Source organism: Xenorhabdus szentirmaii DSM 16338, assembly GCF_002632585.1.
In the GTDB taxonomy this organism is placed as follows: domain Bacteria; phylum Pseudomonadota; class Gammaproteobacteria; order Enterobacterales; family Enterobacteriaceae; genus Xenorhabdus; species Xenorhabdus szentirmaii.
Map to the genome: position 1 here is coordinate 43,484 of NZ_NIBV01000002.1, position 15,478 is coordinate 58,961.

Annotated in this window: 12 protein-coding genes and 1 tRNA gene; 8 read left to right on the forward strand and 5 right to left on the reverse strand. The window is 43.4% G+C overall.

From position 1 onward, the window contains the following. Window positions 1-60: 60 nt before the first annotated feature. Complete coding sequence (dnaQ, locus tag Xsze_RS10215; RefSeq protein ID WP_038237790.1) at window positions 61-819, forward strand: DNA polymerase III subunit epsilon; 759 nt, start codon at window positions 61-63, stop codon at window positions 817-819. A 197-nt stretch (window positions 820-1,016) separates the two neighbouring features. Further along, window positions 1,017-1,093 (forward strand) — tRNA-Asp (locus Xsze_RS10220). A 128-nt stretch (window positions 1,094-1,221) separates the two neighbouring features. Here Xsze_RS10220 and Xsze_RS10225 read toward each other — a convergent pair. Together Xsze_RS10225 and Xsze_RS10230 are read right to left on the reverse strand one after the other, a co-directional pair. Continuing rightward, a complete protein-coding gene (locus Xsze_RS10225; protein ID WP_038237786.1) occupies window positions 1,222-2,091 on the reverse strand; it encodes a hypothetical protein in 870 nt (289 codons plus the stop codon). A 305-nt stretch (window positions 2,092-2,396) separates the two neighbouring features. Continuing rightward, a complete protein-coding gene (locus Xsze_RS10230) occupies window positions 2,397-2,936 on the reverse strand; it encodes a GNAT family N-acetyltransferase (protein ID WP_084616228.1) in 540 nt (179 codons plus the stop codon). A gap of 94 nt (window positions 2,937-3,030) precedes the next feature. Between Xsze_RS10230 and Xsze_RS10235 the strand changes: the two genes are divergently transcribed. The 6 genes from Xsze_RS10235 (at window position 3,031) to abiEi (ending at window position 10,365) form a co-directional block, all read left to right on the forward strand. Continuing rightward, window positions 3,031-3,552: a macro domain-containing protein gene (locus tag Xsze_RS10235; protein WP_038237783.1), complete on the forward strand. Its 522-nt coding sequence runs from the start codon at window positions 3,031-3,033 to the stop codon at window positions 3,550-3,552. 377 nt (window positions 3,553-3,929) lie between these two features. After that, the gene (gene tkt / locus Xsze_RS10240) at window positions 3,930-5,924 is read left to right on the forward strand and encodes a transketolase (RefSeq protein WP_038237780.1); all 1,995 of its coding nucleotides are present in this window, start codon (window positions 3,930-3,932) and stop codon (window positions 5,922-5,924) included. Between the two features lie 316 nt (window positions 5,925-6,240). Next, a complete protein-coding gene (gene epd, locus Xsze_RS10245) occupies window positions 6,241-7,260 on the forward strand; it encodes an erythrose-4-phosphate dehydrogenase (protein ID WP_038237778.1) in 1,020 nt (339 codons plus the stop codon). A 74-nt stretch (window positions 7,261-7,334) separates the two neighbouring features. Next, complete coding sequence (gene pgk / locus Xsze_RS10250) at window positions 7,335-8,501, forward strand: phosphoglycerate kinase (RefSeq protein ID WP_038237776.1); 1,167 nt, start codon at window positions 7,335-7,337, stop codon at window positions 8,499-8,501. Window positions 8,502-8,608: 107 nt separating this feature from the next. Beyond that, the gene (fbaA, locus tag Xsze_RS10255) at window positions 8,609-9,685 is read left to right on the forward strand and encodes a class II fructose-bisphosphate aldolase (protein WP_038237774.1); all 1,077 of its coding nucleotides are present in this window, start codon (window positions 8,609-8,611) and stop codon (window positions 9,683-9,685) included. A gap of 146 nt (window positions 9,686-9,831) precedes the next feature. Beyond that, window positions 9,832-10,365: a type IV toxin-antitoxin system AbiEi family antitoxin gene (abiEi, locus tag Xsze_RS10260; protein ID WP_038237771.1), complete on the forward strand. Its 534-nt coding sequence runs from the start codon at window positions 9,832-9,834 to the stop codon at window positions 10,363-10,365. 140 nt (window positions 10,366-10,505) lie between these two features. Here abiEi and dtpB read toward each other — a convergent pair whose 3' ends face one another. From dtpB to hpaB, 3 genes are all read right to left on the reverse strand, one after another. After that, a complete protein-coding gene (gene dtpB, locus Xsze_RS10265; protein ID WP_038237769.1) occupies window positions 10,506-11,972 on the reverse strand; it encodes a dipeptide/tripeptide permease DtpB in 1,467 nt (488 codons plus the stop codon). Window positions 11,973-12,467: 495 nt separating this feature from the next. After that, the gene (gene hpaC, locus Xsze_RS10270) at window positions 12,468-12,986 is read right to left on the reverse strand and encodes a 4-hydroxyphenylacetate 3-monooxygenase, reductase component (RefSeq protein ID WP_038237768.1); all 519 of its coding nucleotides are present in this window, start codon (window positions 12,984-12,986) and stop codon (window positions 12,468-12,470) included. A gap of 22 nt (window positions 12,987-13,008) precedes the next feature. Further along, on the reverse strand, window positions 13,009-14,571 hold the full coding sequence (hpaB, locus tag Xsze_RS10275; RefSeq protein ID WP_038237766.1) for a 4-hydroxyphenylacetate 3-monooxygenase, oxygenase component: 1,563 nt from the start codon (window positions 14,569-14,571) through the stop codon (window positions 13,009-13,011). Between the last annotated feature and the right edge of the window lie 907 nt (window positions 14,572-15,478).

Sequence of the window (15,478 nt, forward strand, 5' to 3'; positions counted from 1 at the left end):
TTGGTAGACTCTTCCTATACCATCGTTAATCAAACTCTAAGTCTGACACAAAAAAATACTATGAGCACTGCAATTACCCGTCAAATCGTCCTTGATACCGAAACAACCGGTATGAATAAGTTAGGTGTTCACTATGAGGGACACAACATTATCGAAATTGGTGCTGTGGAAGTTATCAACCGTCGCCTGACGGGACGCCATTTTCATCTTTATTTGAAACCGGAACGTTTGGTTGACCCTGAGGCCTTTGAAGTTCATGGTATCAGTGATGAGTTTTTGAAAGATAAACCTGTATTTGCAGATATTGCTGATGAATTCATTGAGTTTATTCGTGGCGCAGAGTTAATTATTCATAACGCAACGTTTGATATCGGATTTATGGACTATGAGTTCAGTAAGCTGAATCGTGATATTCCGCCTACTGCTGATTTCTGCACTATTACAGACAGCCTGATGCTGGCCAGGAAACTTTTTCCCGGCAAACGCAATAACCTTGATGCCTTGTGTGATCGTTACCATATCGATAACTCAAAACGAACACTCCACGGGGCATTACTCGATGCCGAAATCTTGGCCGATGTTTATCTGGCGATGACCGGTGGCCAAACTTCTTTGGCATTTTCGATGGACGGTGATTCTTCAGGCAGTGCTGTTGTGGCTGAAGTTCAGAAAGTTACCCGGCCTCAGTCAGGTTTGAAAGTGATCTATGCTTCTGATGAAGAATTAATCCAGCATGAATCCCGTTTGGATCTGGTGGAAAAGAAAGGGGGAACTTGTCTTTGGCGTGCAAGCCCGGAAAACCCCGAGCAGCTGCATTGATAAGGCAGTTATTGGTAAGGCAGTCATGGGTAAGACAGTTATTGATAAAACAGTTATCAGTAAAACAGTAGCAGAATGGGATAAATTTGACATTGAGGCGAAAAACTGCGCAAACAAACCATTTTGTTATAAAAAGTGATTGACGGATTAAGTGGGTAACCGTATTATCCATCCCGTTCTCAACCAGAACACCATGCGGTGCGGTAGTTCAGTTGGTTAGAATACCGGCCTGTCACGCCGGGGGTCGCGGGTTCGAGTCCCGTCCGCACCGCCAGAATTTAGAAGCCCTGAGTTTTTAACTCGGGGCTTTTTCTTTTTTGTGTTGTTGAAATTTTGTGTTATTGAAATAATGCCATTGCCGAAAATGGCATATATAACATATTCTACACATGAGCCAGCGGGTTAGTTCTGGCTGGGGATAGCCTGATCGGAGTCAGAGTAGGTAAAAGTGGCATCCTGAGTGTAATTGGGAGGCAACGTTATTTGTACTATTGGTATGACTTTTCCTGTTGAACCATAAAAATCTCGTTGGTCATGCTGCGCTCCTTGTAACCCACCATAAACACCCGCGATATAAAAGAAGGCTTCAATCGGCAATTGATCAGGGATATCCTGAGGCCAGGTTGCCAGAATCGCTTCATTATTCTCTTGCACTTCAAGCTGTGTTCGGGCCTGAATGCCTTGCATGAAGGCATCGGCATTGCCACGAGTCTGAAGTTTAACGTCGAAACCACACTGCGCACTGTCATTCTGGTGGTTATGATGATAGTTTTGTATCCATTGCTGCGCTGTTGTAATGCGTTGTTGTTGGCAAGGCGCGCTGTGTGGTAAGCCGGGAGTCGCTCCACACCTGTGACCATCTCTGTAGCCAGAGGCCGCATCATCAGGAAAATAACAAAGCACCTCGGGGTGGGTTTTACCCTCTGAATCGAGTAAATAAGGGTGAAAAATAAAACCATTCTGATAATTATAAGCAAGTGAAAGGAGTTTGGAATCACTTCTTAAGTAGGAAAATGAGACGCCACCAATATCCTGAGAGAATGGACTCAGGTTCCAAGAGTGATATTTATCAGAGGCGACGGTTCCCCGTAATAAAATCCCAGAGCATAAAAATGCAGGGCTATTTTCATTTCCACAATTGATTTTATTATCGTTATACCATTGATTCAAATTTTTAACGACTTGGTCACCTGATGATAATTGTATCGTGTTAGCATAAGTTACCGAGAATCCAATTAAAAGCAAAGAAAATAAAAATAGTAATTTTCTCATGTCCTTCCCTTAATGATTATTTGGCAATGTTAAAAAATAGATTGCAATCTCGTTTCTTTTAATTCAAATTTCTTTTTTTTATCATGTAATGATTAATTGTTATTAATTCAGGTTTTTATTTTTGCGTTATATATTTCATGCTGTTTTTTATGATGTTAATTTCTAATGTAGTAATGACTTATTTATATTTGAAAATTATTTCATTTCAATATAATTCTTATGAGAAAATATTTATCAGCCCAATATATGATTCATTATACTGGGCTGGTTGAGAAGGGAGTTTTTTCTGTTATCTTTCCGAAATCTCAAATCAATTTATAAAAATAGGTTGTGCCGGAGTATTCGTAACTGGAATTAAGGGCAAAATGCGGGATCTGCCCGACTTCGGTAAACCCACATTTTCGGTATAGCGCTGAAGCTGGATCATGTGTTCGAGTGTCTAAAACCAGTAAACTACGCTGATGCTGTTTCGCCAAGAGTTCCAATTCAGCCATCAGCATTTTGCCTATTCCACGTTGCCGATAAGCTGTATGCACCATCAGCTTTTCAACCTCAGCGCGGTGCAGCCCATTCTTTTTCTGACACAAAGAGAGTTGTACTGTTCCGGCAATGTTGTCCTCTTCCAATGCAACTAACAGCAGACGATGACCAGATTGAAGCTCAGTTTCAATACTTTGCCAGTACTCTACGGCTTCGTTTTTTTCCAATGGGGCGATAAAACCGATGGATGCTCCGCTGTCGACACAATCATGCAGCAAATTTATAAATTCGTTTCGTTTTGTATGAATGGTATTCAAGCGCACAATACTTGGAGTGTGGATTAAAGTTGGGTTGATATTTGTCATTTGTTATTTGTTATTGAATTTGGTGGTCAGAGTGGTTAAATAACATACAATAAAATGATTGCCAGGGATATGGAAATATAGGAGGGATGAAGCCATGCATATCAATAGGATAAATATAGTTCAGGGTGATATTACCAAAATTCAGGCTGACGCTATTGTCAATGCGGCCAATACGTCTTTGCTCGGTGGCGGCGGCGTTGATGGCGCGATCCATCGCATTGGTGGGCGCGCTATCCTGGAAGACTGCATGAAAATTCGTGCGAAACAAGGCGGTTGTCGTGTGGGAAATGCGGTTATCACCGGAGCCGGAAATTTACCGGCTCAATATGTCATTCACACGGTTGGGCCACGTTGGAATGATGGAAACCATGATGAGCCGGAGCTGTTGAAAAGATCTTATTTGAGTTGTTTCGATCTTGTTGAACAGTACAAGATTAAAACCGTTTCTTTTCCCAATATCAGTACCGGTATTTATCGTTTCCCGAAAAAATTGGCCGCTGAAATCGCGTTAGAGTCGGTGTATTCCGCTTTGTCTGACAACCCGGATATCTTACAAATTAACCTTGTTTGTTTTGATGATGAAAACTATGGAATTTACCGCTCCCTGAACACGTAAATGTGTTCAGGTGAAAAGTATTATTACTGCCAGATCATGGTGTTAACCGGGTAGCAAAACTCGTGTTTTTAGCCTTGATTAACCCATTGTGTATCGTGTTTAATACAAGACTTTCTATTTATTGAGCAAATCGCATTTTATTGCGCAAATCATATTGTGAAATTATTTCTTATTGCGCAAACTTGTTTGCCATTGTTTGTTTCAGCCTGAAAAGTCAGCAAAACAACGGGGTAAATCAAAGAATTGATGCTGAATGGAAATTAAGATAGTTTTTCTTAGCCGGCATTTTATCCGGCATTAATGATTGCGGTTTGTATGCTGCACTGCGAAAATTAGTTCTTAGTTCACTAACGCTTTTATCCGACTTGGAGTAAAGAATGACCACTCGTAAAACCCTTGCTAATGCTATCCGCTTCTTGAGCATGGATGCTGTGCAGAAAGCAAAATCAGGGCATCCTGGCGCACCGATGGGAATGGCTGACATCGCTGAAGTGCTGTGGCGCGATTATCTGAATCACAATCCTTCCAACCCTAATTGGGCAGATCGTGACCGCTTCGTGTTGTCCAATGGTCACGGTTCCATGCTGATTTACAGTTTGCTGCACCTCACGGGTTATGATGTTTCCATTGATGATCTGAAAAACTTTCGTCAACTGCATTCCAAAACGCCGGGCCACCCAGAGTATGGCTATACTGCTGGCGTAGAAACCACAACAGGCCCATTGGGACAAGGCATCGCCAATGCGGTAGGTTTTGCGATTGCGGAACGTACACTGGCAGCGCAGTTCAACCGCCCGGGGCATGATATTGTCGATCACCACACTTATGTCTTCATGGGTGACGGCTGCATGATGGAAGGTATCTCCCATGAAGTTTGCTCTTTGGCGGGTACGCTGAAACTGGGCAAACTGATTGCTTTCTATGATGACAACGGCATCTCCATTGATGGTGAAGTAGAAGGTTGGTTCACTGATGATACTGCAGCGCGTTTCGAAGCATACGGCTGGCATGTTATCCGTGGCGTAGATGGCCATGACTCTGCCGCCATTGCCGCCGCCATTGACGCAGCACATGCAGAAACCGGCAAACCGTCGCTGTTGATCTGCAAAACTATCATTGGTTTTGGTTCACCAAACAAAGCAGGCAAAGAAGAATGTCACGGCGCACCTCTGGGTGATGCAGAAATTGAAGCCACTCGTAAAGCGCTGGGTTGGGAACATCCTGCGTTTGAAGTCCCTCAGGATATTTACGCTGGCTGGAATGCAAAAGAAGCAGGCAAAACCAAAGAAAGTGCGTGGGATGAAAAATTTGCTGCTTACGCAAAAGCGCATCCGGAACTGGCGGCCGAATTCAGCCGTCGTACCAGCGGTGAACTGCCTGCAAACTGGGAAGCGGAATCTAAAGCATTCATTGAAAACCTGCAACAGAACCCTGCGTCCATTGCCAGCCGTAAAGCGTCACAAAACGCATTGGAAGCATTCGGCAAAGTTCTGCCTGAATTCATGGGGGGGTCTGCTGACCTGGCACCAAGTAACCTGACCATGTGGTCTGGCTCCAAGCCATTGAATGAAGTGCAGGACGGCAACTACATTCATTACGGTGTGCGTGAGTTCGGTATGTCTGCAATCATGAATGGTATCGCCTTGCATGGCGGTTTTGTGCCTTATGGTGCAACCTTCCTGATGTTCGTGGAATATGCCCGCAATGCAGTGCGCATGGCTGCACTGATGAAGATCCGCAGCATTTTTGTCTATACCCATGACTCCATCGGTCTGGGTGAAGATGGCCCGACCCACCAGCCAGTTGAACAAATTGCCAGCCTGCGCGTAACACCAAACATGAGCACATGGCGCCCATGTGATCAGGTTGAATCTGCGGTTGCGTGGAAATATGCGATTGAACGTAAAGATGGCCCGACTTCTTTGATCTTCTCCCGCCAGAATCTGGCTCAGCAGGAACGTACTGCTGAACAATTGGCGAATATCGAGAAAGGGGCTTACATCCTGAAAGATTGTGCCGGTCAGCCTGAGCTGATTTTGATTGCAACGGGTTCTGAAGTTGAACTGGCTGTGAAAGCGGCAGAACAGCTGAGTGCCGAAGGCCGTCAGGTGCGTGTGGTTTCCATGCCATCCACCGATGCTTTCGACAAGCAGGATGCTGCATACCGTGAAGCGGTACTGCCTGCGGCGGTGTCTGCGCGTGTTGCTGTAGAAGCGGGTATCGCGGATTACTGGTTCAAATACGTTGGCATTAATGGTGCTATCGTAGGTATGCACACTTTCGGAGAATCAGCGCCAGCCGATGCTCTGTTCAAAGAGTTTGGCTTCACTGTTGAAAACGTAGTAGCCAAAGCGACATCTTTGCTGAAATAATCAGCAAAAGAGACAGCATACCCAATGGATTTAAAAACAACGGGTATAAGCGCATCCGCATCAACTTTTGAGCGGATGCGCTCTTTTTTTATTCAGTTTTGCTTCACAATATGTTTAATGATGCTTGCCATTGAACTTTTTTTCTCGTAGTCTGCTTTTATAGTGGCTGAACCGTTTCAGTTTATTGTATTGAGCTGTGAGCAAAATGTCTTATCTGTCACAATCTGATTAATTTTGTGATGAATCATCCGTACAAGTTGCAGCTGCTCAGTTATCCTAAGCGGTCGCATGGCTACAGAGAAATTCAGGGAGTAACATGACAATCAGAGTTGCGATCAACGGCTTTGGAAGGATAGGGCGCAGCGTTTTGCGTGCCTTATACGAATCCGGGCGTCGTGCTGAAATTTCAGTGATTGCTATCAACGAGCTGGCTGATGCCGAAGGTATCGCTCACTTATTGAAATACGATTCAAGTCATGGGCGTTTTGCATGGGATGTACGCCTGAATAATGATTTATTGCAAGTAGGGGATGACAATATCCGGCTGTTCCATCAACCGGATATTGCTGCTTTGCCATGGAAAGAACTGGGCATTGATATTGTTCTTGACTGCACGGGGAAATATGGTGAACGGGCGGATGGGGAATCCCATATCGCTAGCGGAGCCAAAAAAGTCCTGTTTGCACATCCGGGAGGAAATGATCTGGATGCTACCGTGGTATATGGTGTAAACCACCATTCATTGGTTGCGGAAGACTGCATTGTATCCAATGCATCCTGTACGACAAACTGCATTATTCCGATTATCAAGCTGTTGGATGACGCGTTTAACATTGAATCGGGTACGGTGACAACAATTCATGCATCCATGAACGATCAACCTGTGATTGATGCTTACCACCGCGATTTGCGTCGCACCCGGGCGGCCAGTCAGTCCATCATTCCTGTCGATACAAAATTGTCAGCGGGGATCACACGCATCTTTCCTAAATTCAGCGACAGGTTTGAGGCAATTTCTGTCCGGGTTCCCACCATTAACGTGACTGCCATTGATTTGAGCGTGACAGTCAGTGCTGCCGTGAGTGTTGCGGATGTGAACCAACTATTGCAAAAATCAGCGGTCAAAGAGTTTCGTGGTATAGTGGATTTCACTGACTTACCGTTGGTATCAACGGATTTTAACCATGATCCCCATAGTGCCATTGTGGATGGCACGCAAACCAGGGTCAGCGGGAAGCACCTGATCAAAACCCTCGTGTGGTGTGATAATGAGTGGGGCTTTGCCAATCGCATGATTGATACAACGCTGGCAATGGCTGCAACAGGTTTTAAATAATCATTTGTTGTGTCATAAACGGCACACAGCAGAAGATTGAGTAATTTTAAAAAGAATCAATGAGAGGATTCACCATGTCTGTAATTAAGATGACTGATTTAGATCTGGCGGGTAAACGCGTACTGATCCGTGCTGATCTGAATGTGCCTGTAAAAGATGGCAAAGTTACCTCTGATGCGCGTATCCGTGCGTCCTTGCCAACTATCGAGGCTGCGTTGAATCAGGGAGCCAAAGTCATGGTTACTTCTCACCTGGGACGCCCGACTGAGGGAGAATACAACGAAGAGTTCTCATTGCAACCTGTCGTTGATTACCTGAAAGAAAAACTTTCTTCTTCTGTTCGTCTGGAAAAAAATTATCTGGATGGTGTTGAAGTGGCGGCAGGCGAACTTGTTGTTCTGGAAAATGTTCGCTTCAATAAAGGTGAGAAAAAAGACGATGAAACATTATCTAAACAATATGCAGCACTGTGTGATGTGTATGTGATGGATGCTTTTGGTACGGCACACCGTGCTCAGGCGTCAACACATGGCGTTGCCAAATTTGCCCCGATTGCTTGTGCCGGCCCATTGTTGTCTGGTGAACTGGAAGCCTTGGGTAAAGCGTTGCATAATCCAGCTCGTCCAATGGTCGCCATTGTGGGTGGATCTAAAGTTTCCACTAAACTGACCGTTCTTGATTCACTGTCAAAAATTGCTGATCAGCTCATTGTGGGGGGTGGCATCGCCAATACGTTTGTTGCCGCAGAAGGGCACAATGTGGGTCGCTCCCTGTACGAAGATGATTTAATCCCTGAAGCGAAAAAACTGCTGGAAAGCTGCGATATTCCGGTTCCTAATGATGTTCGTGTTGCAACGGAATTCTCTGAAACTGCGGAAGCAACCCTGAAATCAACCAGTGAAATTAAAGACGAAGAGCAGATCCTTGATCTGGGTGATGCATCGGCTGAACGTCTGGCTGAGATCCTGAAAGATGCCAAAACCATCCTGTGGAATGGTCCGGTGGGTGTTTTTGAATTCCCTAACTTCCGTAAAGGAACTGAAATTGTTGCTCGTGCGATTGCTGAAAGCGATGCTTTCTCTATCGCAGGTGGCGGTGATACCTTGGCAGCAATCGATCTGTTCGAAATTGCCGATAAGATCTCTTACATCTCTACTGGCGGTGGCGCTTTCCTTGAATTCGTTGAAGGCAAAAAACTGCCTGCTGTTGTGATACTGGAAGAACGTGCTAACAGTAACTAAGTTTTGCAGTGACTGAGAAACTCAGTCACTTACCCTCGCAGTAACTAAGTTTTGTGATAACGGGCAGCACTGGCTGCCTGTTCAATGTCAATACAGGACCACGTAACATGTCTAAAATTTTTGATTTCGTAAAACCGGGTGTCATCACTGGTGATGATGTTCAAAAAGTCTTTGCCATCGCTAAAGAAAACAACTTCGCGTTACCCGCAGTTAACTGCGTCGGTACTGATTCCATCAACGCAGTGTTGGAAACAGCGGCAAAAGTACGTGCTCCGGTCATTATCCAATTTTCCAACGGCGGTGCGTCCTTCGTTGCTGGTAAGGGCCTGAAAGCAGAAGGCCAGCAAGCAGCGATTATCGGTTCTATTTCTGGCGCTCACCACGTTCATCAAATGGCAGAACATTACGGTGTACCCGTGATCCTGCATACCGACCACTGTGCACGTAAACTGCTGCCATGGATCGACGGTCTGCTGGATGCGGGTGAAAAACACTACGCGCAAACTGGCAAGCCCCTGTTTTCTTCCCACATGATCGACCTGTCAGAAGAATCTCTGGAAGAAAACATTGAAATCTGTAGCCAATATCTGGCACGCATGGCGAAAATCGACATGACGCTGGAGATCGAGCTGGGTTGTACGGGAGGTGAAGAAGATGGTGTTGATAACAGCCATCTGGACAGTTCTTCCCTGTATACTCAGCCAGAAGATGTGGCTTATGCCTATGAAAAACTGAACGCGATTAGCCCACGTTTCACCATCGCGGCTTCGTTTGGTAACGTTCACGGTGTATACAAGCCAGGTAATGTTAAACTGACGCCAAAAATTCTGCGCAATTCTCAGGACTATGTTTCTGAGAAATTCAACCTGCCACACAATAGTCTGGACTTCGTGTTCCATGGTGGCTCTGGTTCTACCGCGGAAGAAATTCAGGAAGCAGTCAGCTACGGTGTCATTAAAATGAACATCGATACTGACACTCAGTGGGCAACTTGGGAAGGTATCCTGAATTATTACAAAAAGAACGAAGGCTACTTGCAAGGCCAGCTGGGTAATCCGGAGGGCGCAGATAAACCCAACAAGAAATACTATGACCCACGTGTCTGGTTGCGTGCAGGACAGGCGTCCATGGTTGTTCGTCTGGAGCAGGCTTTTAAAGAGCTGAATGCGGTTGATGTACTGTAATAAACAGTAAAGCGTCATCATTGAAAGCCCCCATCTTTGGGGGCTTTTGTTTTTTGACTATAAGAAAAACCAGACTGAATTCGGCTCTATCTTCATTAAGTTTACACAAAACACCCATAATGGGGATCTTAATGTAGAGATATGGAATGGATCAGATCACTGCCATTAAAACATTAGACAAATTCAGCAAGATGGGGAGAAACATTTTTCTCTTGCGGGATTTAGAGGTCATCTTTGCTGATGAAACACCTCGAACACTGAAAAAGTCCATTGACCGCCTTATTAAAGCTGGATTGTTGGTTCTCATCATCAAAGGGGTCTATGCGAATACACGCGCGAACTTAGGGCCTTATCCACTGGAGAATATTGCAATCAATATCCGACGTGGTGAGTACAGCTACATCAGCCTAGAGTCAGCGTTATCCCAATATAGGGTTATCTCTCAGATTCCTATCGACAGACTCACTATCATGTCTACTGGCAGATCAGGGGAGTTTGAAACACGGTGGGGGGTTATTGAGATTACGCACACAAGCAAGAAACCAAGTGAAATTCTAAAAGAAACGTTGGAAGGTCGTGAACCGATGCGTATCGCAAGAAAGGAAACAGCCCTTCGTGATTTAAAAAGAGTGGGCAGAAACACTCACCTGATTCAAAGGGAGGAATTGGAACATGCTTGATAAAACTGATTTTAATATTCTTGTCGATGAAATCGTTACGCAGGATGATTTCGGCAACTTCACCGCAGCCTGAGGAACTCCGCCATTTTGTTTTCTGTGCAAAAACATGGCTCACCCCTCAGGCTTACAGTTCAGATTAATTATGCGGTGGCTTCATCCTTCATAATCCGTTTCAGCCACGGCACCATACAGGCCATAATCACAGTAATCACCAGTGTGGCAAAGCCAATTTTGCCGAAGACACCCATATAAATCGGCAGGGTTTGCAATGGATCAGTCACACCGACCGGAGTTGCAGTCAATGCCGCCACATGACTCGCCAATATTGAAGCAACAGCCTGCGACAGGAACCACATCCCCAGAATAAAGCCTGTCAGGTAGCTGGGAACAAATGCCGCTACCATTGCCAGACCCAATGCACTAATCATCAACTCCCCTGCGCTCTGGAACAAATATACGAGCACAATAAACCACGGAGAGGTCATCCCGTTTGCATCGGCAAACAAACCGGATGCAGCCGCAGTCAGGAAGCCCAGAGAGCACAGGAGCATGCCGAAAGTGAATTTCGCTGGCATGGAAAAGTCTTTACCTTTAGCCCCTAATTTGGTGTAAAACATCGCCAAAAAAGGGCTGAGGGCGATGATCCAAAGTGGATTCAGGGCCTGAAAACTGACTGGATTGATATTAAATCCGAGAATTTGGTGATGTACGTTGTTGATGGCGAAGAAGTTGAGGGAAGTTGGCATCTGGTTATACAGAATAAAGAACACAACTGCCTGAAGCATCAAAATAAAAGCCACAAACATTTTATTGCGGCTGACTTTATTCTGCTTGAATGCCTGCCAGAAAAAAATCAATACGACAAAAACGGTAATGACCAACAAAGCAATATTGGCAATGTTAATATTGTGCAATAACCATGCGCAAACACCAATCATAGCGAGGCTACCCACTAAAACGATCAGTAGGTTGAGTGGCTTGAGAGGTCGATGATCTGGCTCTGAACCGATGTTATGGACTATGTGGCGGCAGGCAAAGTAAACCAGCAAAGCGATGATCAGGCCGATGCCGCAGAGATTATAAGTGACGGTATAGCCATATTTGTCGGCAATCACAGGAGCCAGAGAGAGGGATACCAGAGAACCCATATTGATGGACATATAAAATAATGTAAATGCGCCATCCAGACGGGGATCTTGTGGTTTGTAGCATTTAGCCAACAGGCTGGCAGGATTGGCTTTGAAAAGCCCATTACCGACGGCAACAGTGCCCAATGCATAAAAAATCAGGTCTGGGGCCTTGATAGACATGCCAATCATAAAATAGCCGATTGCCATGATAATCGCACCCAGAACAATGGCTCGTTTAGTTCCGAGTATATGGTCACCAACATAGCCGCCAATGGAAATCAGGCCATAAACCAGCGCAGTAAATGCACCAAAAGTGATAAATGATTGTTCTTCTGAAAACCCAAGTTGTTTGACGAAATAAAGGGTAATAATGCCTTGAACGCCGTAGTAACCAAAACGTTCCCATAATTCCACAAAAAAGATCATGAAAAAGGGTTTCGGTTGATCCCATAAACCGGCCGGAGCGGTTTTATTCATAGTGAATGCCTCTGTTCGCTTTCATTCCGATGGGCAATACATCCAGATGATTATACTGTTGTTAACATTCTTGTAACGTAATGTATCGCTTAGGTTGTGATTTTGTTTATTTATTCAGGGTGAGCGTGAAGCGAGGGAGGTTAATATACTGGCATGGTATCTTCTCAACGATGGATCACACTAACGTAAAAAAGTAATACCAGATTTGGCAGAATATTCACTATATTAATATCAAAAATTATTAATATGAAGGTTGTATGTTCGTAAATAGATCGATTTGGTTATGATTTATTCTTTTTTGTTTGATGAATATTGAAAAATTGTCATGTAAAGAATAAAAGGGAAAAATTTAAATCGATAGAAGATATATATTAAGATTTTGTTATGTATTTAACAGAATAAACATGGCGTGTGAATGCCAGCCTGTATAACAGGCCGGCATCAATTTGACTGACAATGAAGTGAGGGCGCAGATCCACCGGCTATTTTATTTTTTTAAACTGTGGCCGCCATTTGTTTATCCATCACCGCATGAAAATCACGTTTAAAATAAATTAATCCATGACCTTCTTCACGAACCCTGATTTGTTTTACTTCGACCAGATACACATAGTGAGTACCGACTTCTTGTATTTGTTTAATGTGTCCTTCCAGATTGGCGAGCGTTTCTTCCAAAATAGGCTGACCCAGAGTGCCTGTTTGCCAGATATTCCAATTAAAGCGCTCCTCCATGCTGATATTCGTCATACCCGCAAAATGACGGGCCATCAATTCTTGTTCATGATTCAGTATATTGACACACAAATGGCCATTTTCCTGAAATACCGGGTTCGTGGCACTATTGCGGTTAATACATACCATTAGGGTAGGAGGTGTATCTGTCACAGAGCAGACTGCTGTTGCTGTCAGACCACATTTTCCGGCAGGGCCATCAGTGGTAATAATATTCACAGCAGCGGAAAGGCTTGCCATTGAATCTCTGAAATTCAGGCGGTGTTCGTTTTCTACAGACATAATAGACCTCCTGCTACTGTTTTTATTTCAGTAGCGTATCTAACAGGTTAATATCAGAATTATTGTGCAAATGGGGTTGAGTCCAGCCATTCAAATCATAATCAGAGAGACAGCGATCCACTAATTCTGTCATTTTTCTCATATTGCCGGAGCCATAGGCATGACGCAGACATTGCAGGCGAATTTCATCCTGACTACCGGCATAATTGATTTCATATAATTCATGGCGACCACCAAATTCACTGCCAATGGCATCCCACATTAATTTCAAAATTTTAATGCGTTCTACATGGTCAATGCCATTAGATCCACGTACGTACTTCTCAAGATACTTATTGATCTCAGGATTATTCATATCGCGCACACTGGATGGCAGGTAAATCAAACCACTGGTGACATTGCTTTCAATAATATTCTTGATTTTGGTATAAGCCATGGGTGCCATTACGCGATAAGTTTGAATGGCTTGGGTATCGGGCAGATAAGCACCATTTTCCCAAGGCTTGGCTTCTGCCCACATTGCATCCGTTAATGACCAGAACAGATTGCGCCATGCGACAACCTCTCCCAAATCGGCCTGAACACCGCGAAAATCCACCACGCCGGTGCATTCAAGGCTTTTTTGCAACAGTGCTGTAATAAAATCCAGCTTTACCGCCAGACGCGTACAAGCCTGCATGGGGAACAGTCGGGCGAACCCGCTTTGTACCGCCCAGTTACGTGCACGATCAAAATCGCGGTAAATTAACACGTTTTCCCATGGAATTAATACTTTATCCATGACCAGAATGGCATCATTTTCATCAAATCTGCTGGAAAGAGGGTAATCAAAAGGTGTTCCGGTCGCGCCAGCCACTAATTCATAAGAGGCGCGTGAAATTAATTTCACGCCATCGGCATCCATGGGAGCCACAAACATCAAGGCAAAATCGGGGTTATCCCCAATAACTTGCGCAGAGCCAAAGCCGATAAAATTGTAGTGAGTCAGTGCTGAATTGGTGGCGACAACTTTTGCACCACTGACAATAATTCCTGCATCGGTTTCTTTTTCTATCTGGATAAAAACATCTTTAACCTGATCGGCGGGTTTATGGCGATCAATCGGTGGGTTAACAATTGCATGATTGAAATAAATGCAATTCTCCTGAATGCGTTTATACCAGTGACGGGCATTGTCAGCGAATGGCCCATAATATTCAGGATAAGCGCCTAATGAACAGCAAAATGCGGCCTTATAATCGGGAGAGCGTCCCATCCAGCCGTAATTCTGGCGTGACCATTCAGCAATGGCATCACGTTGTTGGCGAATATCATCTGAGCTGGTGGCAAAACGGAAAAATTTATGAGTATAGCCACCGTTGCCGGTATCGGTGTTCCAGCAGAGGATATCATGCGTTTCCGGAGCATGCAGGGCATCATATAACTGACCAACAGAAGCTGCCGCATTACGAAAAGCCGGATGTGTCGTGACATCCTTGACACGCTCGCCGTAGATATAAATTTCACGGCCATCCTGAAGTGAACTCAGGTATTCTTTGCTGGTAAACGGGCGTTTATTATCGGCACGCAAATCTTCTAGTTTCATGGCTACCTCATTATTGACATAATCCCCTTATTTAACCTTGTTATTCATATGGGGATTAAATGTTAATTTAATGTTGATCTATCCTGACTGATTGAAGCGCGTAAAGATCTTTTATTGAAGAGACTTTAAGAAGATTTGCGGGTATTTTTCGTTAAAATGTGTTTAATTATGTCTTAAATGTGATGTGGATTTCTTTATAATTGTTATTATTTTATAAGATGACAATACCTGATTAATTTTATTTTTAATAATAATATTCATATTTTTTAGTGTGATATGGTGTAGGTTTAACTGTTTTTAGGCGATGTAGTGGATAATCTCTCTACTTATGAAAATCATGTTATTAATATATTTTCATTAATTTTGATATTTTAACTTTATTTATAATTTATAATAGAAACAATAATATATTTAATATTGGAAGTGTTATGTTAATAATTTATTTTAAACATACTTAATGTTAAGTGATAAAGCACAAATTACATACTTTATCACTTTAATTGTTTTGTTTTAAATTCTTATCAAAAGATAAAACCTCGTCTTTTATTATGGGTAAATATCTTTTATTGAAAAAATTGCTATCTTTTACTCAGCCGTACAACTCTTCTAATGTTTCTAACATAGATGTGGTGGACATGAGTCTTAGTGCGGTATACCCAGTAGATTTATGTACATTATTAATATCATTTTCAATATCTGGTTATTCAAATTCGTTCCCGACGAAATTGTCATTCCCTTGCCGCTGCGACGCATCTTGAAATATATAGGGTATATATAGATGATGAGGATATTTTATATAAACTAAATGCTATTTTTTAAAAGGGTTGTTTTCATATCTGTCTAAATTTATTTCATTTATTATAATCAATAGAATTAAATCCTAAAAAATCATCAAGATATTTTTTAG